This window comes from Brevundimonas sp. TWP1-3, from assembly GCF_049896085.1.
Taxonomy (GTDB): Bacteria; Pseudomonadota; Alphaproteobacteria; order Caulobacterales; family Caulobacteraceae; genus Brevundimonas.
Genome location: NZ_JAFCTP010000002.1, coordinates 710,990 through 737,078 on the forward strand (window position 1 = coordinate 710,990; position 26,089 = coordinate 737,078).

The 26,089-nt window shown below is 68.6% G+C and carries 26 protein-coding genes; 20 read left to right on the plus strand and 6 right to left on the minus strand.

Features of this window, described 5'->3' with window-relative positions:
- The first annotated feature begins 77 nt into the window (after positions 1-77).
- Complete coding sequence (locus ACP693_RS15390) at positions 78-1,532, plus strand: NAD-dependent succinate-semialdehyde dehydrogenase (RefSeq protein ID WP_426020560.1); 1,455 nt, start codon at positions 78-80, stop codon at positions 1,530-1,532.
- A gap of 52 nt (positions 1,533-1,584) precedes the next feature.
- Positions 1,585-2,631, plus strand: coding sequence for a GTPase ObgE (obgE, locus tag ACP693_RS15395; RefSeq protein ID WP_426020561.1), 1,047 nt, complete (start codon positions 1,585-1,587; stop codon positions 2,629-2,631).
- Here obgE and ACP693_RS15400 read toward each other — a convergent pair whose 3' ends face one another.
- Complete coding sequence (locus ACP693_RS15400; protein WP_426020562.1) at positions 2,632-3,771, minus strand: AI-2E family transporter; 1,140 nt, start codon at positions 3,769-3,771, stop codon at positions 2,632-2,634. It abuts the gene before it with no gap.
- Between the two features lie 98 nt (positions 3,772-3,869).
- On the opposite strand from ACP693_RS15400, the gene ACP693_RS15405 reads away from it, so the two are divergent.
- The 12 genes from ACP693_RS15405 to ACP693_RS15460 are packed head-to-tail and all read left to right on the plus strand — an operon-like array spanning position 3,870 to position 13,781.
- Positions 3,870-5,438, plus strand: coding sequence for a helicase HerA-like domain-containing protein (locus tag ACP693_RS15405; protein ID WP_426020563.1), 1,569 nt, complete (start codon positions 3,870-3,872; stop codon positions 5,436-5,438).
- 49 nt (positions 5,439-5,487) lie between these two features.
- Positions 5,488-6,048: a NifU family protein gene (locus ACP693_RS15410; RefSeq protein WP_409716738.1), complete on the plus strand. Its 561-nt coding sequence runs from the start codon at positions 5,488-5,490 to the stop codon at positions 6,046-6,048.
- Between the two features lie 55 nt (positions 6,049-6,103).
- Positions 6,104-6,700: a helix-turn-helix domain-containing protein gene (locus ACP693_RS15415; RefSeq protein ID WP_426020564.1), complete on the plus strand. Its 597-nt coding sequence runs from the start codon at positions 6,104-6,106 to the stop codon at positions 6,698-6,700.
- Positions 6,701-6,745: 45 nt separating this feature from the next.
- Complete coding sequence (locus ACP693_RS15420; RefSeq protein WP_426020565.1) at positions 6,746-7,153, plus strand: helix-turn-helix domain-containing protein; 408 nt, start codon at positions 6,746-6,748, stop codon at positions 7,151-7,153.
- A 10-nt stretch (positions 7,154-7,163) separates the two neighbouring features.
- On the plus strand, positions 7,164-7,844 hold the full coding sequence (gene tsaB, locus ACP693_RS15425) for a tRNA (adenosine(37)-N6)-threonylcarbamoyltransferase complex dimerization subunit type 1 TsaB (protein ID WP_426020566.1): 681 nt from the start codon (positions 7,164-7,166) through the stop codon (positions 7,842-7,844).
- The gene (gene rimI / locus ACP693_RS15430; protein ID WP_426020567.1) at positions 7,841-8,284 is read left to right on the plus strand and encodes a ribosomal protein S18-alanine N-acetyltransferase; all 444 of its coding nucleotides are present in this window, start codon (positions 7,841-7,843) and stop codon (positions 8,282-8,284) included. Before tsaB ends, rimI begins: the two co-directional genes overlap by 4 nt.
- Positions 8,285-8,311: 27 nt before the next feature.
- Complete coding sequence (locus tag ACP693_RS15435) at positions 8,312-8,797, plus strand: Fur family transcriptional regulator (RefSeq protein ID WP_159847368.1); 486 nt, start codon at positions 8,312-8,314, stop codon at positions 8,795-8,797.
- Between the two features lie 44 nt (positions 8,798-8,841).
- Positions 8,842-10,284 (plus strand): tRNA (N6-isopentenyl adenosine(37)-C2)-methylthiotransferase MiaB, encoded by a 1,443-nt coding sequence (gene miaB / locus ACP693_RS15440; protein WP_426020568.1) that lies wholly within the window; start codon positions 8,842-8,844, stop codon positions 10,282-10,284.
- A complete protein-coding gene (locus ACP693_RS15445) occupies positions 10,284-11,270 on the plus strand; it encodes a PhoH family protein (protein ID WP_426020569.1) in 987 nt (328 codons plus the stop codon). Before miaB ends, ACP693_RS15445 begins: the two co-directional genes overlap by 1 nt.
- Positions 11,267-11,716 (plus strand): rRNA maturation RNase YbeY, encoded by a 450-nt coding sequence (ybeY, locus tag ACP693_RS15450; RefSeq protein ID WP_426020570.1) that lies wholly within the window; start codon positions 11,267-11,269, stop codon positions 11,714-11,716. The genes ACP693_RS15445 and ybeY overlap by 4 nt, the downstream gene beginning before the upstream one ends.
- 4 nt (positions 11,717-11,720) lie before the next feature.
- Positions 11,721-13,358, plus strand: a complete 1,638-nt coding sequence (gene lnt / locus ACP693_RS15455) for an apolipoprotein N-acyltransferase (RefSeq protein WP_426020571.1) — start codon at positions 11,721-11,723, stop codon at positions 13,356-13,358.
- Between the two features lie 15 nt (positions 13,359-13,373).
- Positions 13,374-13,781: a helix-turn-helix domain-containing protein gene (locus tag ACP693_RS15460; RefSeq protein WP_426020572.1), complete on the plus strand. Its 408-nt coding sequence runs from the start codon at positions 13,374-13,376 to the stop codon at positions 13,779-13,781.
- A gap of 3 nt (positions 13,782-13,784) precedes the next feature.
- On the opposite strand, the gene greA is transcribed toward ACP693_RS15460, so the two are convergent.
- Complete coding sequence (gene greA, locus ACP693_RS15465) at positions 13,785-14,264, minus strand: transcription elongation factor GreA (RefSeq protein ID WP_426020573.1); 480 nt, start codon at positions 14,262-14,264, stop codon at positions 13,785-13,787.
- Positions 14,265-14,328: 64 nt separating this feature from the next.
- Between greA and ACP693_RS15470 the strand changes: the two genes are divergently transcribed.
- On the plus strand, positions 14,329-15,558 hold the full coding sequence (locus ACP693_RS15470; protein WP_426020574.1) for a TIGR03862 family flavoprotein: 1,230 nt from the start codon (positions 14,329-14,331) through the stop codon (positions 15,556-15,558).
- A gap of 37 nt (positions 15,559-15,595) precedes the next feature.
- The gene (locus ACP693_RS15475; protein ID WP_426020575.1) at positions 15,596-17,242 is read left to right on the plus strand and encodes a M28 family metallopeptidase; all 1,647 of its coding nucleotides are present in this window, start codon (positions 15,596-15,598) and stop codon (positions 17,240-17,242) included.
- A gap of 1 nt (position 17,243) precedes the next feature.
- Here ACP693_RS15475 and ACP693_RS15480 read toward each other — a convergent pair whose 3' ends face one another.
- Positions 17,244-19,565, minus strand: a complete 2,322-nt coding sequence (locus tag ACP693_RS15480) for an ATP-binding protein (RefSeq protein WP_426020576.1) — start codon at positions 19,563-19,565, stop codon at positions 17,244-17,246.
- Between the two features lie 127 nt (positions 19,566-19,692).
- Between ACP693_RS15480 and ACP693_RS15485 the strand changes: the two genes are divergently transcribed.
- A complete protein-coding gene (locus ACP693_RS15485) occupies positions 19,693-20,091 on the plus strand; it encodes a metallopeptidase family protein (RefSeq protein WP_409716712.1) in 399 nt (132 codons plus the stop codon).
- Between the two features lie 3 nt (positions 20,092-20,094).
- On the opposite strand, the gene ACP693_RS15490 is transcribed toward ACP693_RS15485, so the two are convergent.
- Positions 20,095-20,790 carry a MarC family protein gene (locus ACP693_RS15490; protein ID WP_135194479.1) on the minus strand — a complete coding sequence of 232 codons (696 nt, stop codon included), beginning with the start codon at positions 20,788-20,790 and terminating at the stop codon, positions 20,095-20,097.
- An 83-nt stretch (positions 20,791-20,873) separates the two neighbouring features.
- On the opposite strand from ACP693_RS15490, the gene pyrF reads away from it, so the two are divergent.
- Positions 20,874-21,605 (plus strand): orotidine-5'-phosphate decarboxylase, encoded by a 732-nt coding sequence (gene pyrF / locus ACP693_RS15495; protein WP_426020577.1) that lies wholly within the window; start codon positions 20,874-20,876, stop codon positions 21,603-21,605.
- Positions 21,606-21,654: 49 nt separating this feature from the next.
- Here pyrF and ACP693_RS15500 read toward each other — a convergent pair whose 3' ends face one another.
- Together ACP693_RS15500 and ACP693_RS15505 are read right to left on the minus strand one after the other, a co-directional pair.
- On the minus strand, positions 21,655-22,857 hold the full coding sequence (locus ACP693_RS15500; protein ID WP_426020578.1) for a hypothetical protein: 1,203 nt from the start codon (positions 22,855-22,857) through the stop codon (positions 21,655-21,657).
- Between the two features lie 98 nt (positions 22,858-22,955).
- Positions 22,956-23,213 (minus strand): DUF1674 domain-containing protein, encoded by a 258-nt coding sequence (locus ACP693_RS15505; RefSeq protein WP_426020579.1) that lies wholly within the window; start codon positions 23,211-23,213, stop codon positions 22,956-22,958.
- Between the two features lie 96 nt (positions 23,214-23,309).
- On the opposite strand from ACP693_RS15505, the gene htpX reads away from it, so the two are divergent.
- Entirely contained in the window at positions 23,310-24,284 is a 975-nt protein-coding gene (htpX, locus tag ACP693_RS15510; RefSeq protein ID WP_426020743.1) for a zinc metalloprotease HtpX, read from the plus strand.
- 107 nt (positions 24,285-24,391) lie between these two features.
- Complete coding sequence (locus ACP693_RS15515; RefSeq protein WP_426020580.1) at positions 24,392-25,999, plus strand: M20/M25/M40 family metallo-hydrolase; 1,608 nt, start codon at positions 24,392-24,394, stop codon at positions 25,997-25,999.
- Positions 26,000-26,089 lie beyond the last annotated feature (90 nt).

The window sequence follows — 26,089 nt, forward strand, 5'->3', positions numbered from 1 at the left end:
TCGGCTGCATCGTCGGACTTGCAAGGCCCCGCATCGTCGGGGCCTTGTTCGTTTCAGGACCGCGAAAGGAGTTTCCCGTGAACCACACCGCCCGCGACGCCGGCCTCGCGCTGCTACGCCAGCACGCCCTGATCGCTGGAGAGCCCATTCCTGCGAACGGCGCCGGGATCGCCGTCGATGATCCAACGACCGGCGAGATCATCGGCCATGTGCCCGACCTGGGCGCCGCCGAGACCAAGCAGGCGATCGCGGCGGCGGCCGAGACGTTCAAGACATGGTCCCGCAGCGACCCTCATGAGCGCGCCGCATTCCTGCGCAAATGGGCCGCGCTGATCGACGACAACGTCGAGGGGCTGGGCGCGCTGATGGCGCTGGAGAACGGCAAGCCGTTCGAGGAGGCCAAGGGCGAGGTCACCTACGCCAACGGTTTCCTGAAATGGTTCGCGGGCCAGGCCGAGCGACTGATCGGCGAAACCCAGGACAGTCCGCTGGGCCATCTGATCCTGACCTATCGCGAGGCGGTCGGGCCGTGCGCCCTGATCACGCCGTGGAACTTCCCCGCCGCCATGCTGACCCGGAAACTGGGCCCCGCCTTCGCCGCAGGCTGCACCGCCGTGGTCAAGCCGGCCAGCCAGACCCCCTTCACCGCCATCGCCCTGGCCGAACTGGCCTATGAGGCAGGCCTGCCCAAGGGCGTGCTGTCCATCGTGACCGGCGACGCCGCGACCATCGGCAAGGTCCTGACCGACAGTCCCGAAATCCGCAAACTGTCCTTCACCGGCTCGACCGGCGTGGGCCGCAAACTGGCGGAACAGTGCGCTCCCACCCTGAAGCGGGTGTCGATGGAGCTGGGCGGTGCCGCCCCCCTGATCGTCTTCGCCGACGCCGATCTGGAGCTGGCGGTGGCTGAGACCATCAAGGGCAAGTTCCGCAACTCGGGCCAGACCTGCGTCTGCCCCAACCGCGTCTATGTCGAACGCTCGGTCGCCGAGACCTATGCCGAAAAACTGGCCGCCGAGGTGGCGAAGATCAAGGTCGGCGCCGCCTTCGATGACGGTGTGAAGGTCGGGCCGCTGATCGAGGACAAGGCCATCGACAAGGTCGAAAAGCATGTGGCGACGGTCAAGGCCAACGGCGGCAAGGTGCTGACCGGCGGCTCGCGCCATGAACTGGGCGGCCGCTTCTTCCAGCCGACCGTGACCCTGGGCGGCGACGACGCTCTGTTCCGCGAAGAAGAGACCTTCGGCCCGATGATCCCCGTCTTCGCCTTCGACACCGAGGACGAGGCGCTGGAGAAGGCCAACGCCAGCGATTACGGCCTGGCCTCCTACCTGTTCACCCGCGACCTGGACCGGGCCATGCGCTTTTCCCGTCGGATCGAGGCGGGAATGTGCGGGGTCAACACCGGCCTGATCTCGACCGCCGTCGCGCCTTTCGGCGGGGTCAAGCAGTCGGGCTATGGCCGCGAGGGTTCGATCCACGGCATCGACGAATATGTGGACATCAAGACGGTGACCTTGGCGCTGAAATAACGCCAGGCGCGCAGGTCTGTAATTTGCCGCGCTTCTGCGGCATAAGCCCGCGATGAAGTTCCTCGACCAGGCCAAGATCTACATCCGCTCCGGCAACGGCGGCGGCGGTTCCGTATCGTTTCGACGCGAGAAATTCATTCCCAACGGCGGACCGGACGGCGGCGACGGCGGGCGCGGCGGCGATGTCTGGATCGAGTCGGTCGACGGGCTGAACACCCTGATCGACTATCGCTACCAGCAGCATTTCAAGGCCCAGACCGGCCACCACGGCCAGGGTCGCCAGATGCACGGCGGCAAGGGCGAGGACGTTCATCTGAAGGTGCCGGTCGGCACCCAGGTGCTGGATGAGGACAAGGAAACCGTCCTGCTGGACATGGACACGCCCGGCAAGATGGAACTGCTGCTGAAGGGCGGCAACGGCGGCTGGGGCAATGTGCGCTTCAAGGGGCCGACCAACCAGGCGCCGACCTACGCCAACCCCGGCCAGGAGGGCCAGGAACGCTGGATCTGGCTGCGGCTGAAGCTGATCGCCGACATCGGTCTGGCGGGTCTGCCGAACGCGGGCAAGTCGACCTTCCTGTCGGCCGCCAGCGCCGCAAAGCCCAAGATCGCCGACTATCCCTTCACCACCCTGGCGCCGAACCTGGGGATGGTGGACCTGTCGCCGTCCGAACGGTTCGTCATCGCCGACATTCCCGGCCTGATCGAAGGCGCCAGCGAGGGGGCCGGCCTGGGCACGCGCTTCCTGGGTCACGTCGAACGCTCGGCCAGCCTGATCCACCTGATCGACGGCACCCAGGACGACGTGGTCGAAGCCTACCGGATCATCCGGGGCGAACTGGAAGCCTATGGCGAGGGCTTGGCCGACAAGGCCGAAATCCTGGCCCTGAACAAGATCGACGCCCTGACGCCTGAGGCGCGCGATGAGAAGGCCGCCGAGCTGGAAGCTGTCGCCGGTCGTCGGCCCATGCTGGTGTCCGGCGTGTCGGGCGAAGGCGTGCCGGCCCTGCTGCGGGCGGCCTGGGCCGAGGTGAAGAAGACGCGCGGCGCCCTGGCCGGCGACAGCGACGCGGACCAGACCAGCGGCTGGCAGCCCTGATCAGGCCTCCGGCGCGGGCTCCGGCTTGGGCCGGGGTTTGCGTCGGGTCTGTTTCGGATCAGCTGCCTTCTTGCCCTCGTCCGCATAGGGTTCACCGTCGCCGGACAGCAGGATCGCCATCCAGCGCGAGCCCTTGAACTCGGCCAGGATCGCCATGGCCATGACCGCCAGCGGCGTGGACAGGAACATGCCGACCACGCCCCACATCTTGCCCCAGAAGGCCAGGGCCAGCAGCACCACGACCGGGTCGATGTTCTGGTTGTCGCCCTGCATGCGCGGCTGGATGAAGTTGCCGACGACGAACAGGATGACCTGCAGGCCCACCAGCAGCACCGCCGCCGGCCAGTAGCTTTCGAACTGGACCAGGGCGAACAGCGGCGGCGCCAGGCCGGCGACCGCCCCGCCCAGCACGGGGATGAAGCCGACGATGAAGATGACGAAGGTCCAGAACTCGGCGTTCTGAAGCCCGACGGCCCGCATCAGGATCCAGGCCACGACGCAGATCATCGCCCCCGTCACCGACTGCACCCAGATGTAGCCTTCGACCCCGCCGCGCACGCGCTGGAACACCGCGACGGCCTCGTCACGTTGGGCCTCGGACGGGAACATGGCGATGATCTTGCGCCGGAACCCGATCTGGGACGCCAGGAGAAAGCCCAGATAGATCAGGACGAAAAAGGCGCCTGAGGCGATGCCCTGCACCTGGAAGGCCATCGACGTCAGGTAACCGCGCACGTCGACGCCGTTGATCAGGTCCTGGGCCGTCGGCGGATTGGCCAGCCGCACCACGCCATAGACGTCGCGAATGATCTGATCGATGCGCGGGCCGATGTTCTGGGACACGCCCGACGCCTCGCCGAAGAAGCTGGCCGCGCCGTTCACGATGATGGCGATGGAGGCGAAGAAGGCCAGCACCACCAGGGTCAGGGCCGCGATCCCGGCCATGCGGCTGTTCAGCGGCGTGCGCGCCTCGACCGAGCGTTTCACCCCGTCGATCATGATCAGCAGGAAGATGGCCATGGCCAGCGGGGTCAGGATGTCCCGCAGCCAGTAGATGGCCGCCCCCGCCGCCACGGTGGCGATGACGCCCAGGGCGTTGCGGGACACGGCCGAGGACGGCATGGCGACGGGGCTTTTCATGTCTGTGTTGTCGAACCGCTCGGCTTCGGCGTCAATCGCTGTTCCGAGCGCGTTTGGAACGCGCTAGACCTTTCGTCGAGACGCCATCGGAGACCCTCATGCCCGACGCCCTGCCCGGCCTGTTCCTCGGCCAGTCCGACGCCGACCAGCCGGAAAGCCTGCTGTTCAACCGCGCCAACCGCCACGGCGTCGTCGCCGGCGCGACCGGCACGGGCAAGACGGTCACGCTGCAGATCATGGCCCAGGGCTTTTCCGACGCCGGGGTGCCGGTCTTCTGCGCCGACGTGAAGGGCGACCTGTCGGGCATTTCCCAGATCGGAACCCCGAACGAGAAACTGATCGCCCGCGCGACCGAGATGGGCTTGACCCTGACGCCGCGCGCCGCCCCGACCGTCTTCTGGGATCTGTACGGCCAGAAGGGCCACCCGATCCGCACCACCGTGTCCGAGATCGGCCCCGTGCTGATGGCGCGGATGTTGAACCTGAATGACGTGCAGGAGGGCGTGCTGACCGTCGTCTTCCACGTGGCGGACAAGGAAGGCCTGCTGCTGCTGGACCTCGACGATCTGCGCAGCCTCTTGGTCTATGTCGGCGAGAACGCCGACCGGATCGGGCGCGAGGTCGGCAATGTCGCCCCCGCCTCCATCGCCTCGATCCAACGCGCCTTGTTGCAGGTCGAGCAACAGGGCGGGGCCGCCTTCTTCGGCGAACCGGCCTTGAAGCTGGAAGACATGATCCGCGTCGGCCTGGACGGGCGGGGCCAGGTCAATGTGCTGGATTCGACGAGGCTGATGAACAGCCCGCGCCTGTATGCGGCCTTCCTGCTGTGGCTGCTGTCGGAACTGTTCGAGCAACTTCCCGAGGTCGGCGACCCGGAAAAGCCGCGCCTGGTCTTCTTCTTCGACGAGGCGCACCTGCTGTTCAACGACGCCCCGCGCGCCCTACTGGAAAAGGTCGAACAGGTCGTCCGCCTGATCCGGTCCAAGGGGGTCGGCGTCTATTTCGTGACCCAGAACCCGGCCGACATTCCCGACAGCGTCCTGGCCCAGCTGGGCAACCGCATCCAGCATGCCCTGCGCGCCTATACGCCGTCCGAACAGAAGGGGCTGAAGGCCGCGTCGCAAAGTTTCCGCGTCAACGCCGCCTTCGACACGGCCGAGGCTATTCAGGGTCTGGGCGTGGGCGAGGCCCTGGTCTCGGTGCTGGACGAGAAGGGCGCGCCGACCATCGTGGCCCGCACCAAGATCCGCCCGCCCGCCTCGCGCCTTGGCCCCGCCACCGACGCCGAACGCGCAGCCGTCATGGCCGCCAGCCCCGTGCGCGGCCTGTACGACCAGGTGCTGAACCGCGAATCGGCCGCCGAAATCCTGGCTAACCGCCACAGCGCCGCCGACCAGGCCGAGGCGCAGGCCCAGGCTCAAGCGAAGGCTCAGGCCGACGCCGCCAAGGCTGCCGAAATCCAAGCCAAGGCCGACGAGAAAGCTGAAAAGGAACGGGCCAGAGAACAGGCCCGGGTCGCGCCGCGGGCTGCGCCCGCCCCGCGCGCCCGCGCCTCCAATCGTCAGACGCCGATGGAGGCCCTGACCAAGTCGGTGTTGCGCACCGCCGGTTCGACCCTGACCCGTGAACTTATGCGCGGCATCCTGGGCGGGCTGAAACGGCGCTAGGTTGGGGCGGGGTCTTGCAACGGAGCGGGGGCGAGCGCATCTCCCGCCCATGTTCATCCAGACCGAACCCACGCCCAATCCGAACGTGCTGAAGTTCCTGCCCGGCCGCGACGTTTCGCCGGCCGCCGCGCTGGAATACCGAACCATCGACGAGGCGACAGCCTCGCCCCTGGCTGAGGCCCTGTTCGAGCTGGAAGGCGTCGATGGCGTCTTCTTCGGCGCCGACTATGTGTCGGTCACTCGGCAGCCCCAGGGGCCGGAGTGGTCGGAGATGAAGGCGCCCATCCTGGGCGTCGTCATGGATCATTTCGTCTCGGGCCAGCCGCTGACGCGCGGCGCGAGCGCCGAGGCCGATGGCCATGCCGAGGACGACAGCGAGATCGTCGCCGAGATCAAGGCCCTGCTGGACAGCCGCATTCGCCCGGCCGTGGCCCAGGACGGCGGCGACATCCTGTTCGATTCCTTCGACGAATCGACCGGGGTGCTGAACCTGCGGATGCGCGGCGCCTGCGCCGGTTGTCCCTCGTCGTCGGCCACGCTGAAGGCCGGCGTCGAACAGATGATGCGCCACTATGTGCCCGAAGTGACGCGGGTCGAGCAGACCATCTGATCGACAGAACGGTTTCGTCCTCGCCAGACTCGCCGTCGGGCGCCATCTTAAGTTGGTGCCCCGCTTCGTTCCTGATCCTGAAGTTCTACGCCTCGGCGAGGCGCTCGCCGCCCTGCGTCGCGAGCGCGGCCTATCGCAGGCCGAGGCGGGCGCGCGGGTCAATATGACCAGCCAGGGTTGGGGCCTGTACGAATCAGGCCGTCGCCCCGGCCTGTTCCGGCCTGACGTGCAACGTCGCCTGACCGGCGCGCTCGACTCCAGTCCCGACGCCCTGGCCTTGCTTCTGTCCAGCCAGACCGAACGGCCGACGGCGGCCTCCGACCCCAGGGGCGTGGAAGGCGGGGGACGCGCCTTCGAAGGCCGCTCCACCCGCCTGACCCGGATCGAGGTTCTGAACGCCGATCTTTCGCCTTGGGCCGAACCCGGCGTCGTGCTGGAGTGCGAACCGGGTCTGTGGCCCCGCCAGGGTCAGGGCTGCGTGATCGAGATGACGGACGGGACGACGCGGGTGCGGCTGTTCGAGCAGGCGGACGCCCAACATATGCATGTGCGGGGCGCGGGCGGGCTGGACCAGGTCGAGACGATCGAGCGGCGCCTGATCCTGAGAACATCCGCCGTCATCGCCAGACTGGAGCCCCGACTGACACAATGAAACGAAAACGTTGCACTCTCGGTAAGGTTGTGAAACTGTCCTTTTATGGACAAGACGGACGCTACAACACGCAAGACGGCGCGGGCTGTCGAGCCTCTGGACGTTCTGGTCGGGGCACGGATCATGGCGCGGCGCACGGCGCTGGGACTGTCCCAAACGGCTCTTGGCGAGATGGTCGGCGTCAGTTGCCAGCAACTTCAGAAATACGAGGGCGGGAAGAATCGTATTTCGGCGGCGCGTCTGCATCGCCTGGCCCTGGCCTTGGGACTTCCCGTCGAAGCCTTCTTTCCGGATCGGCCGGACGAAAGCGACACGCCTGAGCTTGTGGTGATCCGGTCCCTGGCCGCGACGGCCGAGGGACGCGCCATGGCCGACGGATTTTCCCGCATCGACGACCGCGCGGTGCGCCAGGCCCTGACACGACTGGTGGAGGTTCTCGCCAGAGCGGCCTAGAAGGCCGTTCATGAGACTTCTGGTGATCGATACGGCGCTCGGCGCCTGCACGGCGGCGGTGTTCGAAGACGACCGTCCCCTGGCCGTGCGATTCGAACCGATGACCAAGGGCCATCAGGAACGGCTGGGCGGCCTGGTTCGCGATGTGATGGCCCAGGCGGGTGGCGGCTTCGGCACCCTGGACCGGATCGGCGTGACCGTCGGACCGGGATCCTTCACCGGCTTGCGTGTCGGCCTGGCCTTCGCTCAAGGTCTGGGCGCGGCGTTGGATCGGCCCGTGGTCGGCATCTCCGCGCTGGACGCCCTCGCGGCGTCTCTTGATGACGCAGCAGGGCCGATCGCGGCCCTCATCGACGCGCGACGCGGTCAGGTTTACGCCCGGCTGTTCACGAATGGTGCGGCGCTTGGGCCGGACGAAGCCCTGTCGCTGGAAGAGGCGGCGCGACGGATCGGCCAGATCGGCGGCGACGTCGCTCTGGTCGGCAATGGCGCAGCGGTGCTGGCGGAGGCCTTCCCGGCTTTGGAGTTCGCCCGTATCGACGACCGCGTCGCCCCGTCGCCGGAGGCCCTGGCTCGTCTCGCCGCAGCCGCCGATCCGGCAACGCATCCGCCCCGTCCGCTCTACCTGCGCGCGCCCGACGCCACCCCGCCCAGCCGCCTGCCGGGCCAGCCGCGCCAACCGGCGTCATGACCGCATCGGACTCGGCCGCTCTCGCCGCCCTTCACGCCCAGGCCTTTGCGGCGCCCTGGAGCGCGCGCGAGTTCGCCGACCTGCTGTCCCAGCCTGGTGTCGTTTCGATCGCGGAAACCGACGGCTTCGTCCTGATCCGCATCGTGCTGGACGAGGCTGAAATCCTGACCCTCGCGGTGCTTCCAAAGGCGCGCCGCCTGGGCCTGGGGCGTCGTCTGGTCGAAGAGGCGGCCGTCGCCGCGACGAAAGGCGGCGCGGCACGGCTGTTCCTGGAAGTTGCAGAGGACAACGCCCCCGCCCGCGCCCTTTATGACCGCGCGGGATTCAGTCAGATCGGCCGTCGAAAGGCCTATTACGCCGCCGCCGACGGGTCTCGCACGGACGCCGTGGTGATGAGCCGCGATCTCTGTGCGGATCAGGCCAACGTGCCGCTTCCCTGATGCGATCCTAGCCCCTATTCTAGGATCATGGACCGGATCGAAAAACTCTGCGCCGACCGCGGCATGCGTATGACCGAACAGCGTCGGGTGATCGCCCGCGTGCTGTCCAACGCCGAAGACCACCCCGATGTCGAGGAGCTGTACCGTCGCGCCTCGGCCATCGACCCCCACATCTCGATCGCCACCGTCTATCGCACCGTGCGCCTGTTCGAAGAGGCGGGCGTGGTCGAGAAGCATGACTTCGGCGACGGCCGCAGCCGCTACGAAGAGGCGGGCGACGACCACCACGACCACCTGATCGACACCAAGTCGGGCGAGGTGATCGAGTTCTTCGACGCCGAGATCGAGCGGTTGAAGTCCGAGATCGCGGAACGACTGGGCTTCCAGCTGATCGGCCACAAGCTGGAGCTTTACGGCGTGGCGATCGAGGGCGCCGAGCCGTCCAAGCGCGAAGGCCTGATCTTCACCCGCCACGCCGCACGGGTCGATCCCGCCGACGTGGATGCGGGCTGACCACCTGTCTTGTCGCCGCACGTCCGGGCGATCATAAGCCCCGGATGACCGAGACACTGGCTCCACACGCCGAGACGATGGCCGCGCCCGAGAAGCGTCTGTTCATCAAGACCTACGGCTGTCAGATGAACGTCTATGATTCGGAGCGCATGGCCGATGTGCTGCGCCCGCTGGGCTATGCCCTCACCGAAGACGTGAAGGCCGCCGACTTCGTCATCCTGAACACCTGCCACATCCGCGAAAAGGCGGCCGAGAAGATCTATTCCGAGCTCGGCAAGCTGCGCGAAATGCGCGACGTCCGGCGCGAGACCGGCGGCGACATGACCATCGCCGTCGCCGGCTGCGTCGCCCAGGCCGAGGGCGAAGAAATCATGCGCCGCCAGCCCGCCGTGGACATCGTCGTCGGCCCTCAGGCCTATCACCAGCTGCCCGAACTGCTGACCCGCACGGCGCGGGCACGGGGAGAGCGGATCGGCGCCGACTTCGCCCCCGATGACAAGTTCGACGCCCTGCCCGCCACGCGCTTCACCGAGGGGCCGACCGCCTTCCTGACGGTGCAGGAGGGCTGCGACAAGTTCTGCACCTTCTGCGTCGTGCCCTATACGCGCGGCGCCGAATGGTCGCGGCCCATGGTTTCGGTGCTGGAGGAGGCGCGGCAACTGGCCGGACGCGGCGTGCGCGAAGTCACCCTGCTGGGTCAGAACGTCAACGCCTATGACGGCGAGCGGCCGGATGGAAAGAAGGCGACTTTAGCCGAACTGGCCTATGCCCTGGCCGAGATCCCCGGCCTGGACCGCATCCGTTATACGACCAGCCACCCCAACGACATGGCCGACGAACTGATCGTCGCCCACGGCGAGCTGGACGCCCTGATGCCCTATCTGCACCTGCCGGTTCAGGCAGGGTCGGACCGAATCCTGCGGGCGATGAACAGAAAGCACGGCCGCCAGAAATATTTCGACCTGATCGACCGCATCCGCGCCGCGCGGCCGGACATCGCCATCGCGGGCGACTTCATCGTCGGCTTCCCCGGCGAGACGGACAAGGAGTTCGAGGACACGCTGGATCTGGTGCGTCGCGTGAACTACGCGGGGGCGTTCGCCTTCGCCTATTCGCCACGCCCTGGCACGCCCGCCGCCGGCGTGGGCAAACAGGTCGAGCCGGAAGTCGCCAAGGAGCGGCTGCACCGGCTGATCGCTTTGCTGACCGAACAGCAGACCGCGTTCAATGAACTGCAGGCGGGCCGGACCCTGAGTGTGCTGTTCGACAAGCCCGGCCGACACGGCCACCGTCGCCAAGCGATCGGTCGATCCCCATATCTGCAATCGGTCCACGTCGATGACGCGGATCATCTGATCGGCCAGATCGTTCCGGTCGAGATCGTTGCGGGCCAGCAGAACAGTCTGATGGGCCGCTTAATCCCGAATGGGCTCATGCAGCCGAGCGCCGCGCGCGAGGCGATAGCCCAAAGAGAAAAGGCGGCCTAGTGGCGCGAGAATCCGAATTCGTCCCTTTGAATGACGCCGAGCTGCGTGCAGTCGTCGGGCCGAACAGTCGTCACGTCGCCCTGATCGAGGACGCCTTCAAGGTGCTGGTCGAGGCGCCGGGCGGCGGGGTCTCCGTCAACGGCGGGACGCGCGACCGCACCGATGCGCGCCAGGTGATTGAGGATCTGGCCAAACGCGCGGCCCTGGGCGCCGAAGTCACCGAGGCCGACGTGCGCGCGGCCTTGGGTCAGGCGCGCGGCGGCAAGGGCACACCGGGCATGGCGGCGGCGGGCGTGTCGCTTCCGGGCGGCAAGCGCGGCGCCATCGTGCCCAAGACCAAGGCCCAGGCCGCCTATCTGGACATGCTGGGTCGGTGCGAACTCAGCTTCGGCGTCGGCCCGGCCGGCACCGGCAAGACCTTCCTGGCGGCGGCCTATGGCGCCTCCCTGCTACGGCGGGGACAGGTGGACCGTCTGGTCATCACCCGCCCTGCGGTCGAGGCGGGCGAGAAGCTGGGCTTCCTTCCGGGCGACCTGAACGAGAAGGTCGATCCCTATCTGGCCCCGATCTGGGAGGCGCTGAACGACATCCTGGGCGCCGAGGACGTGCAGCGTAGGCGCGACAAGGGCGAGATCGAAGCCGCCCCCATCGCCTTCATGCGCGGCCGCACCCTTAGCCACGCCTTCGTCATCGTCGACGAGGCCCAGAACACCAGCCGTCTGCAGATGAAGATGGTCCTGACCCGGCTGGGCGAGGGCGCGCGGATGGTGGTGACGGGCGATCCGTCGCAGATCGACCTGCTGAACCCGCGCGATTCCGGCCTGGCCCACGCCCTGCGCATCCTCGACGGGGTCAAGGGCGTCGGCGTGCTGAAGTTCGAGGCCTCGGACGTGGTGCGTCACGCCATGGTCGAGCGGATCGTGCGCGCCTATGACGCCGATGCCGCGAAGGGCCTGCCCGCCCCGGACCTCGAAGACCCCGCATGATCGAGATTGAAGTCGAGGCCGAGGCCTGGACCGGCGCCGTACCGGACGCCGAGGCCGTGGTGGACAGGGCGGCCAAGGCGGCCCTGAGCGCCGTCGAGGGCGACATCGTCGTCCTGCTGACCGACGACGAAAGCGTTCGCGAGCTGAACGCCCGGTTTCGCGACAAGGACAGGCCGACCAACGTCCTGTCCTTCCCTGCGCCGGAAAACGCCGCGCCGCATCTGGGCGACATCGTCCTGGCCTACGGCGTCTGCGCGACTGAAGCCCAGACCCAGGGCAAGACGCTGGCCGATCATCTGAGCCACCTCGTCGTTCACGGCGTGCTGCATCTGCTGGGCCGCGACCACGAGGACGACGGCGAAGCCGAGGAGATGGAGGCCGAAGAGCGCGAAATCCTGGCCCAGATCGGCGTCGCCGACCCCTACGCCTCCGAGCAGCAGGACTGACTCCATGTTTCCCGACGCCCTGCTGGACCGTTTCGCGGCCCCGATCCGCGCCCTGCCCGACAAGAAACGCGCGCTTACCTGGCGTCTGATCCGCATCGCCCTGGCGCTGTTGGCCGGCGCCGGGACCGCCTTCGCTCATCCCCCGTTCGGGGTGCTGATCGGCTTGCTGGGCTATCCGCTGCTGATGATCCTGTCGGAACGGTCCGACACGGCGCGAGGCGCCTTCTGGATGGGGTGGCTGGCGGGCTTCGCCTATTTCTTCATCGGCTGCTGGTGGGTGGCCGAGGCCTTCTTCGTCAATCCCGAACAGGCGTGGATGGCGCCCTTCGCCGCCAGCCTGTTGCCCGCTGGCCTGGGCCTGTTCTGGGGCGCGGCCTGCGCCCTCTATCGCCGGTTCGCGCCGCTGGGCGCGGTTCGGGTGCTGTTGTTCGCGGCCCTGTTCTGCGCCGCCGAATGGCTGCGCGGCCATGTGCTGACCGGCTTCCCGTGGAACCCGGCCGGCGCGACCTGGCGTGCGGGCGGCGGCATGTCCCAGTTCGCCTCGGTCGTCGGCGTCTATGGGCTGAGCCTGGTGACGGTCGCCGCGACGGCGGCCTTCGCCCCGCTGATCGGACCGGGCGCCAAGCGCAGCCGGCTGATTTCCGCCGGCCTGGGCGCCCTGGCCCTGATCGCCGTCGGGACGTTCGGCGCCGTCAGGCTGGCGCAAGCCGACCTGCAGTTCACCGATACGGTCGTGCGTCTGGTCCAGGCCGATGTGAAGCAGGAGACCAAATGGTCGCCCGAGGCCTATCGCTCCATCGTCGATCGCTATGTCGCCCTGACGGGTCAGGCGGCGGCGCGCACGCCCGATGTCGTGGTCTGGCCCGAGGGCGCCCTGCCCGCCTCGGCCAATGACGTCTTCGCCTCGGCCGACGCCCAGGCCATCGCCGGCGCCTTGCGGCCCGGACAGACCCTGCTGATGGGTCTGGCGCGCGGCGAGGCGGACCCGACGGCGCCGGAGGGCGGCCGCTATTACAACAGCCTGTTCGCCCTGGCCGACGAGGGCGGGGCGGGTCTGAGGGTCGCCGCCGTCTATGACAAGCACCGGCTGGTGCCGTTCGGCGAATACCTGCCGCTAGGCGGGATCATGACCGCCATCGGCCTGCGCAGCCTGGTGCATATGCCCAGCGACTTTTCCGCAGGGCCCACGCCGGCGCCGATCTCTTTCCCCGGCGCACCGCCGGCCCAGGTGCTGATCTGCTACGAGAGCCTCTACCCCGGCTTCACGCCCGGATCTGCGGGCCGCCCGGAGTGGATCGTCAATGCGTCCAACGACGCCTGGTTCGGCGCCACGTCCGGCCCGCGCCAACATCTGAACCTGGCCAGTTATCGCGCCATCGAGACCGGCCTGCCCATCGCGCGCGCCACGCCGACGGGGATTTCGGCCATGATCGACCCCTGGGGCCGGATCGTGGATGGTCAACGGCTGGACCCCGGCGTCATGGGGGTGATCGACGCGCCGCTGCCGCGCCCGACCGGGATCACGCCCTATGGCCGGTTCGGAGACTGGCCGTTCTTCTTGGCTGCTCTAACGGCGCTCCTCCTATCCTTGTGGCCGTTGATTTTACGATCTAGGGTTCGCTCGAATCGGTTGGCGATCTGAAGCAAGGGAACCCGGATGGCGCGTGACAAGGACGAGGATCCGCATCCCGTCGATCGCCATGTCGGCCGTCGCGTTCAGGAAAAGCGTCTGGACCTGGGCCTGACCCAGACCGCCCTGGCCAAGGCCGTCGGCGTCAGCTTCCAGCAGGTTCAGAAGTACGAGAAGGGCACGAACCGCGTATCTGCCTCGAAACTGTTCGAAATGGCCGACTTCATGAAGGTCGGCATCCCCTTCTTCTTCGACGGCTATGGCGGCGCCTCGGTCGGCGTGGCCGAAGAGGCGCCGGCCTTCGACCACGAACATCGCCCGACCAAGAACAGCGTCGAGATCGCCCGCCTCGCGCCACGCCTGCCGCCGCGCAAGCAAAAGCTGATCCTGGACATGATGCGCGAGATGCTGGGCGACGAAGAAGCCCAGAGCTAGGATCTAGCTGACGGCGACGATCTCGGCCGACTGACCCGCCACGATCACCTCGTCGCCGACCCGCTTGCCCACGACGGCGCGGGCCAGGGGCGAGACATGGCTGACCGAGCCGGCCGCCGGATCGGCCTCGTCCTCGCCGACGATGCGCCAGGTCTGGGCGCGACCGTCCTCGCGTTCGATCGAGACCGAGCCGCCGAACCGCACGGCGCCGTCATCCTCGGTCGGCTCGACCAGCTGGGCCGAGGCCCGCCTGGCGGACCAGTAGCGAAGATCGCGCGTCGCGCGCGCCATCGCCGTGCGGTCGCTCTCGATGGAGCCCTTCACCTGGGCGGCGGTATAGGCGGCGCGCGCCGAGGCCAGTTCGACCTCGATCATCGCCAGCCCTTCCGGCGTAACCAGATTGGGATGGGGCGAGATCGGGCGGTCCGCCAGGTCGGCGGCGGTGGCTTCGAGATCTTCTTCGCGGGTGAATGCAACGCTCATGGTACGGAACATAGCGACGCTGCTGCCTATAGCCAGCGCCGCCGCAAGCGCGCAAAGCGACGCCATGCAACAGTCCCCTCGCCCGACGCCCTCCCGAACTGTCCATGTGATAGGCGCCGGTCCCGCCGGACTGATGGCCGCTGAGCGGCTGGCGCAAGCGGGAGAGACCGTGGTGGTGCACGAGCGGATGCCGTCGGTCGCCCGCAAGATGCTGATGGCCGGGCGCGGCGGCCTGAACCTGACCCATTCGGAACCGCTGGATCGGTTCACCACCCGTTATGGCGCTGCCCAGCCCGCAGCCGCCGCCTGGATCGACCGGTTCACGCCTGCGGACCTCACCGTCTGGGTCGAGGCCCTGGGACAGGAGACCTTCGTCGGATCCAGCGGCCGGGTGTTTCCCAAGGCGATGAAGACCTCTCCGCTGTTGCGGGCCTGGCTGGCGCGGCTGGAGGGGTTGGGCGTCGAGATCCGCACCCGCTCGCGCTGGACCGGCTGGCGTGACGGGGCGCTGGCGTTCGAGACGCCGGACGGCGAAGGGCTGGAGCGTCCGGACGCCGTGGTTCTGGCCCTGGGCGGCGCAAGCTGGCCGCGTCTCGGCTCGGACGGGGCCTGGGCGCCGTGGATCAAAGAGGCCGGAACCGAAGTCGCGCCGTTCCGACCCGCAAACGTCGGGTTCGACGTCGCCTGGTCTAGGCTTTTGCGCGATCGGTATGCCGGCCAACCGCTGAAGGGCGTCGCCATCACCCACGGCGACAGAACGGCGCGTGGCGAGGCGATGATCGCCCGCTACGGCATCGAAGGCGGCGCCGTCTACGCCCTGTCGGCCGTGCTGCGGGCGGCAGTCGAGGCGGACGGACAGGCCGAGATTCGGATCGACCTGAAGCCCGACGTGGCGACCGGGCGGCTGACTGAACGTCTGTCACAGCCGCGCGGCAAGGCCAGCCTGTCGAACCATCTGAGGAAGGCGATCGGGCTTGATCCCGCCGCCGTCGCCCTGCTGTACGAAGCCGGCCCCCTGCCCGCCTCACCCCGTGCCATCGCCGAACGGATCAAGGCCATGCCGCTGACCCTGACCGGCGTGCAGGGGCTGGAACGGGCCATATCCTCGGCCGGTGGGGTGGCGCTGGACGGGGTGGACGAACGGCTGATGCTGAAGGCGCGACCCGGCGTCTTCGTCGCCGGAGAAATGCTGGACTGGGAGGCGCCGACCGGCGGCTATCTGCTTCAGGCCAGCTTCGCGTCGGGCGTGGTGGCAGCCGACGGCGTCATCGACTGGCTCGACAGCCGCGACTGAGAAAGGCAGGGTCGGGCGGTTCGATCAGGAGTTTCCGATGCGCCGCACCTTGCATACCGTTTCAGCCCTCGCCCTGATGATGACCTGTTCCCCCGCCCTGGCGCAGGAGGCCGCGCCGAACGTCGACGCCGCGCGGATGAACGAATCGGTGCGGGTCCTAGCGTCGGACGAATTCGAGGGCCGCGCCCCCGCCTCGCCGGGCGAGGAGAAGACCGTCGCCTGGCTGGTCGAACAGTTCCGCGCTGCGGGCGCCGAGGGCGGCGGACCGGACGGCGCCTTCGTCCAGGTCGCCCATCTGTCGCGCACACGCCAGGACGGCCCGGCGACAGTCGCCGCGACCGTCGGCGGCAGGACGATCAGCCTGGAACGCGGACCGGACGTTCTGGTCTCCAGCGACCGCCCGACCGACCACATCACCGTGACCGACGCGCCCGTGGTCTTCGTCGGCTATGGCGCGACCGCGCCGGAGCGTCAGTGGGACGACTTCAAGGACGTGGACGTCCGCGGCAAGGTCATCGTCGTCCTGGTCAACGATCCCGACTTCCAGGCCCCCGAAGGCGATCCGGTGGCGGGCAAGTTCGACGGCGCCGCCATGACCTTCTATGGCCGCTGGACCTACAAGTTCCAGGAGGCGGGCCGTCGCGGCGCCGCGGGCGTGCTGGTGGTCCACGAGACGGACGGCGCCGGCTATGGTTGGTCGGTGCTGCAGAATTCGTCTGCCGCGCCCAAGTTCGACATCGTCCGCGCCGATCCCGACGCCGAGCGCGCGCCCTTCCAGGGCTGGATCCAGCGGGCCAAGGCCGAGGAACTGTTCACCGCCGCCGGCCTGGACTTCGCCGCCCTGAAGGACAGCGCCCGCCGCGCCGATTTCAAGCCCGTCGTCCTGCCCGGCCTGACCATGAGCGTGGATTTCGGCCAGATCGCCGACAAGGTGGAGACCAAGAACGTCATCGCCCGCATCCCCGGCGCCGAACGCCCGGACGAGACCGTGATGTACGGGGCCCACTGGGACGGCTACGGCGTCGGCAACCCGAACGCCGAGGGCGACAAGATCTATAATGCGGCGGTGGACAACGCGACCGGCGTCGCCGCCCTGCTGGAGCTGGCCCACGCCTTCGCCGACGGTCCGCGCCCCAAACGGTCGGTCGTCTTCGCCGCCTGGTCGGGCGAGGAGGCGGGCCTCTTGGGCTCGACCTATTACGCCGCCAATCCGGTCTGGCCGCTGGAGACCACGGTGGCCAACATCAACGTCGACAGCCTGCTGCCGGGGACCGAGATCGACCCCAACGTCGTCGTCATCGGCAAGGGCAAGAACCAGCTGGACGATGTCCTGGCCCGCCACGCGACCCAGGCCGGCCGCACCCTGATCGCCGATCCGGCGCCCCAGGCCGGGGCCTTCTATCGCTCGGACCACTTCCCCCTGGCCCTGCGCGGCGTGCCGGCCCTGTTCCCCGCAGCGGGCTTCACGGGCGCCAGCGCGGCCAGCCGAGACTATGTCCAGAACCGCTATCATCAGCCCACGGACGAATGGGATGCGACCTGGAAAATGGACGCCGCAGCCGCCGACACAGCCCTGATCTACGCCGTCGGACGCGAGCTGGCGGACAGCGATCAATGGCCGGAATGGAACCAAGGCGCCGAGTTCGGCCCGGCTCGGGATGCGTCCAAGGCGTCGCGGCGCTAGTTCAGAGCTCCAGCTGAAGCTCGGGCGCTGCGGCGGTCGTCGACGCGCCCAGCGGCAGGTGCAGGATGAAGGCGGCGCCCTTGCCGGGTTCGCTTTCCACCTCGGCCCAGCCGCCGTGCAGTTCGACCAGGGCCTTGACCAGGGCCAGGCCGACGCCGGGGCCGCCGCGTTCACGCCGCACGAAGCGGTCGAAGACATGGGCCTGCAGGTGATAGGGGATGCCGCGCCCGGTGTCGGACACGGTCAGGCGGACCTCGGCTGCGCCGGTCTCGGCTTTCAGCTCCACCGCCCCGCCCTCGGACACGGCGCGGGCGGCGTTTTCCAGAAGATGATCTAAAGCTTGGCCGATACGGTGTTCGTCGGCGCGGATCGGCTTGAGGTCGGCGGGACAGGAGACGGTCAGGGTCGCGCCGCGTCCCTCGACCCGCGCACGAACCTTCTCGGCCGCCTGGTTCAGCAGGTCGCTGACGCGCATGTCGCCCAGCGAAAGCTCCATCTCGCCGGCGTCGATCTGGGCCATGTCCAGAACGTCGTCGATGGAGCGGGCCAGCTGGCTGGCGGCGATGCGGATGGCGCCGGCGTGCTGGCGGCTGCGCTCGGGCAGGTCGCCCATGGTCTCCAGCAGTTCGGAATAGCCGACGATGGTCGTCAGGGGCGTACGCAGCTCATAGGAGACGCTGCCGACGAACTCGCGTTTCAGCGCCTGGCTTTCGGCCAGAGCCTGTTCGCGCTGCACCAGGGCCTGTTCCAGCCCCCGCCGGGCGGTCACGTCCGAGAAGGCCACCAGGGTCGCGCCGTCCGGCAGCGGTCGGGTCTGCCAGGCGGCGACGCGTCCATCGACGGTGCGGCCCTCGCCTGAAATCGCCACGCGGCTCTCGGGATCGGGATCGGCGACCCGCGCCTTCAACCCCAGCCACAGGGCCGGATCGGGCAGCACGGCCTTGCACAGTTCGGCCAGGGCGTCGAAGTCCGACGCCGCCGCGATCCGGTCGACCGACAGGTTCCAGAAGGTCTCGAACGCCTCGTTGTGCAGCCTCAGCCGACCGTCCGATCCAAACACGGCGACCGCGTCGTTCAGCTTGTCCAGGGTCGCGCGCTGGACCTGGATCTGGGCGTTGAACCGGCTGCGCAGCTTCAGCTCGTCGGTAATGTCCGAGAAGATCAGCAATATGCCGCCCAGCGGGTGCGGCTGGCGCACGACCCGCAGGGTGCGCCCGTCCGGCAAGGACCAGCTGTCGTCCGGCGAGGCCTCTGACGCGCCATAGAACTCAAGCTCGCGCGCCTTCCAGCCCGCGTAATCGACCACTTCGGGCAGGCTGCGACGCTGGCGCAGGCGATCCAGCAGTTCGGCATGGGTCGGACGTTCGTCCAGCCAGGCTGAGTCGATGTCGAACAGGGTCTGGAAGGCGGTGTTGTGGAAGGCCAGCCGCTTCTGTGGGCCGAAGATGGCGACGGCGTCGGCTAAGTGGTTCAGCGTTTCGTCATGGGCTTCGACGTGGCGGCGCAGGGTGTCGCGCGTCTCTTCCGCCTCGGTCACCTCGATGGCGAAGGCGGTGACGGCGCCCCCGCCCGCCGGTTCGGCGATGATGCGCCAGGCGCGGCGCGCCCCCCCGCCTGTCGTCCAGCGAAAGCCTTCCTGGCGCACGCCCAGGCGCGCGGCCTCGGCGACCAGGGCGTCCGCCCCGCGGTCGAACGACAGGCCTTCCTCGATGGCGGCTTCGATGGTCTCGGCGTTGATCTCGGCCAGCCAGGCGCGGTTCGCCCAGGCCAGTTTGCCGGTTCCGTCCACGACCCAGGTCGGCATGGGCGAGGCGTCGCCCAGCATAGCCAAGCCGCTTTCGGTCGCATCGGCGCCGGTCAGGGTAAAGCGCGACGCGGGCGACAGCCGCAGCCAGGCCGAACCGCCGGCGACCCGCCCCTCGATCCGCCACGGTTCGACATCGTCCAGCGCGACCAGCCCCTCGAAGGCCTGGCCGGACTGCACCAGGGCCTCGATCAGGGCGTCGTGGGTGACCTCGAGCTTGGCGAGGACGGCGGCGCCGACCTCGTCGCTGTCGCCCGCCAGGCGCGCGATCAGTTCGGCCGAGCCGATGGGCGCGCCAGCCGCCTGACCGTCCGGCGTCAGGGCCAGGCTGACGTCGTCGAAGGCGCGCAGCATGGCGTCGTGACGGCTGAGGTCGGCCAGGGCCTCGACCCGCTCGCGCTCGGCCTGCACGGCCGTGTCGTTCAACCGTCCGCGCAGCAGCAAGGCCCAGGCGCTGACGGCCATGGCCAGTCCGGCTGCGCCCGCTGTGGCGACATAGGCGATGTCGGCCTCGGCCATTCGTGTCCCTGGAGAGTGTGCGCCCCGATTCGGTAACCATACCCCAAGCGCGCGAAAAAGCGGCAGGTTCGTGATCGCGTCATCGCGCCCCGTTGCGCCGCCCCCTCGGGACCGCGATATCGCTGTCATGACCGACGCGATCGCCCCCTCCCTCGACGACTTCGCCAGGCTGGCGCAAGAGGCGTTCGACGCCCTGCCGGGGCCTTTCAAACAGGCGGCGGGCGAGGTGGTCATCCGCATCGACGACTTCGCCGACGAGGCGACGCTGGCGGAGATGGAGATCGAGGATCCGTTCGAGCTGACGGGCCTGTATCACGGCGTGGACATCGGCCGGCGCGACAGCCTGGGGCCGGCGGCCGAGCCGTCGCGGGTCTTCCTCTATCGTCGCCCGATCCTGGACGAATGGTGCGAGCGCGGCGACGTGGGGATCGGCGAACTGATCGCCCACGTCCTGATCCACGAGATCGGCCACCATCTGGGCCTGACCGACGACGACATCCACGCCATCGAGGACGACGAGGACTGAGGCCTACTTCGCCGCGGGATAGGGCGTCGTCACCGCGCCGGAGATCATGCCGGGGATGGCCTCGCCCAGGCCCAGCAGGATGAACTGGATCGCCAGGGCGCACAGGATCAGGCCCAGCACGCGCACGATGATGGCCATGCCCACCTCGCCCAGAAGGCGGCTGAGCGACCCGGTCAGGGCGAAACAGACGAAGGAGACGGCGCAGGCGGCGGTAATGGCGGCCAGCGACCCCATGGTCCCCGCATAACCCAGCTTTGCCGCCTCGCCCGCCTGGATGATGACGGCGGATATGGCGCCGGGGCCGATCATTAGCGGAATGGCGAAGGGCACGACCAGGCGCTGGAAGCGCCTACGGGCATAGCCGCGCACGTCCTTGGTGTCGGCGAGCGCGTCCTTGTCGGCGAACATGGCCAGGAAGTCGCCGCGCGCCATGTCCAGCCCCAGGAACAGCAGCAGAATGCCCCCCGCGATGCGGAACGCCGCCAGCGAAATGCCGAAGAACTGCAGCAGGCCCAGGCCCGTGAACAGGAAGAAGGCCAGGAAGACGGCGGCGAAGGCGCAGATCAGGGCCGAGACGGAAATCCGCTGACGCAGGGTCGCGCCTGCCGTGGCTGCGGCGAAGATCGGCAGATTGCCGATCGGGTCCAGCAGGGCGAACAGGGTCACGAACAGGTTGACACCCAAATCGACTGCGTTCATCGCCTGCCCTCGCCCTCAATCCATCACGCCGCCCTGCCGACGCGCCCTCATGTTCGGCATAGCCGCTAAGCGCGAGTCCGTCGATGACCCAGACCAACACAGCGACGCCCAATCGTGCATCTGACGAACGGATCATCTGCGCCCTGGACGTGCCGACGACGGCCGAAGCCGCCGCCCTGGTCTCGCGGATCGCCGACGCCGTCAGCTTCTATAAGATCGGACTTCAACTGTTCGCGGTCGGCGGCATGGACCTGGCGCGCGAGCTGAAGGCGCAAGGGCGCAAGATCTTCCTGGACTGGAAGCTGCACGACATCGGCGCGACGGTGGAGAAGGCGACGGCCAACCTGGCCGACGCCGACTGCGATCTGCTGACCGTCCACGCCCGTCCGCAGGTGATGGCGGCGGCGGCGCGGGGCGCGGCCGGTTCGAACATGAAGGTGCTGGGCGTCACGGTCCTGACCAGCCTGACGGCCGAGGATCTGTTCGCAGACGACCACAGCCTGTCGCCGGGCGAACTGGTCGAACGACGCGTGCGTCAGGCGCTGGAGGCCGGCATCGACGGCGTCGTCTCCAGCCCGCACGAGGCGGCCCGCGCCCGCGCCCTGGCCATCGAGGCCGGACGGCCGGACTTCCTGATCGTGACGCCGGGCGTGCGGCCGGTCGGCGCGGCGCTGGACGACCAGGCGCGGGCGGCGACCCCGCAGGCTGCGCTTCAGGCCGGCGCGACCCATCTGGTCATCGGCCGGCCGATCACGGCGTCGGCCGATCCCCGTGCGGCGGCGCAAGAGATCGCACAGCAGATCGCCCTGATCTGAGACAGACCAGGGCGACCTTTTCGTCCTCGGTTGTCCTACCGCGAGGCGATCAGCCCCGCTCGCCCGGCTCCTGGGCATAGCCGTGGCGCGGCGGCGCGTGGGGCGCGGGCGCTTCCGGCGGCGGCAGGTCGCCATAGTAGCCCGAAGGCGGCGGCGGAGGGGGAGGCGGCGGCATGGTGTTCACCTCCGGCGGGGCCACATAGATCTGGGCCGGGGCGACGTTCACCGGCGCCGACTGCACATAGACGGGCGACTGATCGACATAGACCGGGCCGCCGGTCTCGATCTGAGGCGGGGCCATATTGACCTGGCCGGGGGCGACCTGGATGCGTTGCGGGCCGATATTCACCGGGGCCGACTGCACGTAGACCGGGGCCTGATCGTAATAGACCGGACCGCCCGTCTCGATCTGCGGCGGGGCGATGTTCACGTGAGACGCGGCGACCTGGACGCGCTGAGGCCCGATGTTGACCGGCGGCGCCTGCACATAGATGGGCGGTTGCTCGATATAGGTGGGCGGGCCCATCTCGATCTGGGGCGGGGCGAAGTTGATTTGCGACGGAGCGACATAGATGCGCTGGGGCGCGACCTGCACCGGCGGCGCCTGGACATAGACCGGGGGCTGCTCGACGTAGCTCTGCTCGTAACGCTGCTCATAGCGCTGCTCGTAACGCACCGGCGGGCGAACGGGCGGGCGGCAGTTGCAGTCGGCCGGGCGGCCCTGCTGATACGGACGCCAGCCGATATAGTCGCGGCCGAAGCCGTAGACCGGATAGCCAACGGGCGCGCTGACCGGCGGACGGCCGACCAGGACCGAGGTCGTGCTCACGCCGCCGCCGTATCCGCCGCCGTAATAGCCGTCCGAATAGCCCCCACTGCCGACATAGGTCGTGCCGCCGCCGACATAGCCGCGCTGGAAGCTGGACGAGCTGGAATAGGACCGGGCGTTGATCGCCGAATAGCTGGAGGCGCCAGCATAGGCGCCCGAGTTGGCATAGGCATTGGCGTTGGCGTAGGCCCCGCCGTTCACGTTCACATTGACGTTGTGATTGGCGTTGTAGTTGCCGCCGCCGTAATGGCCGCCACCGCCCTGGTAGCCGCCGCCACCGCACCCGCCGCCGCAGCCGCCGGGTTGACCGCCATGGCCGCCGCCATATCCGCCGCCGTGGCCTCCGGGCCCTCCGGCGAGAGCGGGCGCTGCCGAGAGCAGCAGTGCCGCCGATGCGGCGGTAAGTATCGACTGTATCGTCACGGGACAGACTCCTCTGAGTTGTCCCTGCACTGGCAAATCCGGCGCCTGTTTCTTAAGCCGTGGTTAACCGTTTTCCCCGCGCCGACAGGATCAGCGGGTCAGAAATCGACCGCCAGCCCCTTCTTCTCCCAGTCGCCGAAACGGGTCGGTTCGGGACCGGACGGGCCGCCGTATTCCGTGTCCGCCTGAACCGCCTCCTGGCCCGCGCGACGATCGGCCGCCTCCTGAAGGGCGCGACGGGCGGCCTCGCTGAGGGGGCGTTCGGGCGTGGCGTGGGGCACGTCGGCGTTGAAGGCGGAGGCGGCAGAGGCCGTTTCGGCGTCGTTGTCCGGGCCGGGGGTGGGATGTTCGGTCACAGGGCGGCTCCCTTGAGGCTTGATGCGCCTTCTCTCAAATAGAGGATCAAACCCGTGACGCCAGACACAGCGGCCGGATCGGGTGACGGAACCGCGATGAATCACCTGAAGACCTTCATCCTGCTGGCGGCGATGACGGCCCTTTTCGCAGGGGTCGGCTACCTGATCGGCGGCGCGACCGGCATGGCGATCGCCCTGCTGTTCGCAGGCGGGATGAACCTGTTCAGCTACTGGAACGCCGACAAGATCGTGCTGAAGATGTACCGGGCCCAGCCGGTCGACGAGCAGCACCCCAACGCCGTGGTCAGGAACTATGTCGCCGACGTGCGCCAGATGGCCCGCGACGCCGGCCTGCCCCAACCCCAGGTCGCCATCATTCCCAACGACCAGCCCAACGCCTTCGCCACCGGCCGCAATCCCGAGAACGCGGCCGTCTGCGCCACCACCGGCCTGCTGGACATGCTGACGCGCGAGGAGGTGCGCGGGGTGATGGCGCACGAACTGGCCCATGTGAAGAACCGCGACACCCTGATCATGACGGTGACGGCGACCATCGCCGGCGCCATCGCGGCCCTGGCCAACTTCGCCCTGTTCTTCGGCGGCGGAGACGACCGTGAACGGCCGGGCGGGATCATCGGAACCCTGGCCCTGATGATCCTGGCGCCCATGGCGGCCGGCCTGGTGCAGATGGCGATCAGCCGGGGCCGCGAATACGAGGCCGACCGCGTCGGCGCCGAGATCGCGGGCGATCCCCAGGCCCTGGCCAGCGCCCTGCAGAAGATCGACGCCTACGCCAAGCGGATCACCAATCAGACGGCCGAGCGCAATCCGGCCTCGGGCCAGATGTTCATCATCAATCCGCTGGCGGGTCGCGGGGCCGACAACCTGTTCTCGACCCACCCGGCGACGCTCAATCGCGTCAAGGCGCTGCTGGAGTTGGGCGCCAAGATGGGGATGCAGCCGCGCCCGCGAACGCCGGACCTGGCCCAGCCTCGGCCCGCCGCCGGCTTCACGAGCTCGACCACCGGCGTGCCCGCCACCCCGACGGAGCCGCGCGGCCCCTGGGGCTGAACATGGGGCTGATCGTCGCGGCCTGAATACGGTTTGCGGTTTGCACTCCTTAGGCGGATCGCATCAGATGCGCCCCTGTTCAGCCATTGGGCTTTCTTGGGGAATCCATGTCGCGTCTGCTCGCCTTCGTATCCGCCGCCGCCCTTCTCGCCACGCCCGTCGCCGCCCAGTCGGTGGACCGCGTCGCCGTCAACGGCATCATCGACCAGGGGCTGAACCACAGCCAGGTGATGCAGACCGCCGCCTATCTGACCGACCGGATCGGCGGGCGGATGACCAACTCGCCGCAGATGCGCGAGGCCGAACGGTGGGCTCAAGCGCAGTTCACGAACTACGGCCTGTCCAACGTTCGCGCCGAAGGATTCGAGTTCGGCCGGGGCTGGTCCATCGTCCGTTCCAGCGCCCGCATGACTGCGCCGCGTCCGCTGGACCTGCGCGCCATTCCGGTGGCCTGGACGCCTTCGACCAATGGGACCATCAGCGGCGGCGTGATCGTGGCCCCGATTTCCAAGGTCGAGGATTTCGACAAATGGCGCGGCAAACTGTCGGGCAAGATCGTCATGCTGTCCCAGCCGGGCACGGGGTCCGAGCCGACCGAGCCGGCCTTCCGCCGCTGGACCAGCGCCGAGCTGGCCGAGCGCAACGTCTATAATCAGCCGCAGCATTCGCCGGCCGCCATCGAACGATCGCTGAAGACCGTCAACTTCGCCAACGAGCTGGACGCCTTCCTGGTCGAACAGGGCGCCCTGGCCTGGGTGCGGATTTCCCAGCGCGACGGCGGCCTGCTGCACGGCACGGGCTACACCTATCAGGTCGGCGCCACGCCGAAACTGGCGGGGTTGGAGCTGGCGGCCGAGGATTATCGCCGCCTGGCCCGCCTGGCCCTGACCGATGCTCCGCCGACGCTGGAGCTGAACAGCGAGGTCCGATTCCACGACGAGGACGTCAACGCCTACAACATCCTGGCCGACATCCCCGGCACGGCCCGCGGGACCGAATACGTCATGGCCGGCGCCCACCTGGACAGTTGGGTCGCCTCGGACGGCGCCGTGGACAATGCCGCCGGCAGCGCAGTGGTCATAGAGGCGGCGCGCATCCTGAAAGCCCTGAACGTGCGGCCCAAACGCACCATCCGTTTCGCCCTGTGGAACGGCGAGGAGCAGGGCATTCTCGGCTCGCTGGCCTATGTGGACCAGCATCTGGCGACGCGGGCGCCGTCGAACGATCCGGCGTTGGCGGGCCTGTCGAACAACCGCACCTGGCGCAGCCGCTGGCCCATCGAGCCGCGCGCGGGCTATCGCGACCTGGTCGCCTATTTCAACCTGGACAACGGCTCGGGCAAGATCCGCGGCATCAACGCCGAGGGTAATGTGGCCGCCGCCCCGATCTTCCAGGAATGGCTGGCGCCCTTCGCCAGCATGGGCGCGACGACGGTCTCGCTGCGCAACTCGGGCGGCACCGATCACGTCTATATGCAGTCGGTAGGCGTACCGGGATATCAGTTCATCCAGGACCCGCTCGACTATTCCAGCCGCCTGCACCACACCAGCATCGACAGCTACGATCACCTGAAGGCCGAGGACCTGCGCCAGGCGGCCGTCATCCTGGCGAGCTTCCTGCTGAACGCCGCCAACCGCGACGAGCCCCTGCCGCGCATGCCGCTGCCGACCCAGCCGACGCCGAGCGATCCGTTCGAATACCCGGCGGCGGACTGACTAACGCCTCCCTCTCCCGATGGGAGAGGGCTTGAGCGCCCGAGAGCGTCAGCGATCGGTCTTGGCGCGAAAGGGTGAGGGTTCGGTGGT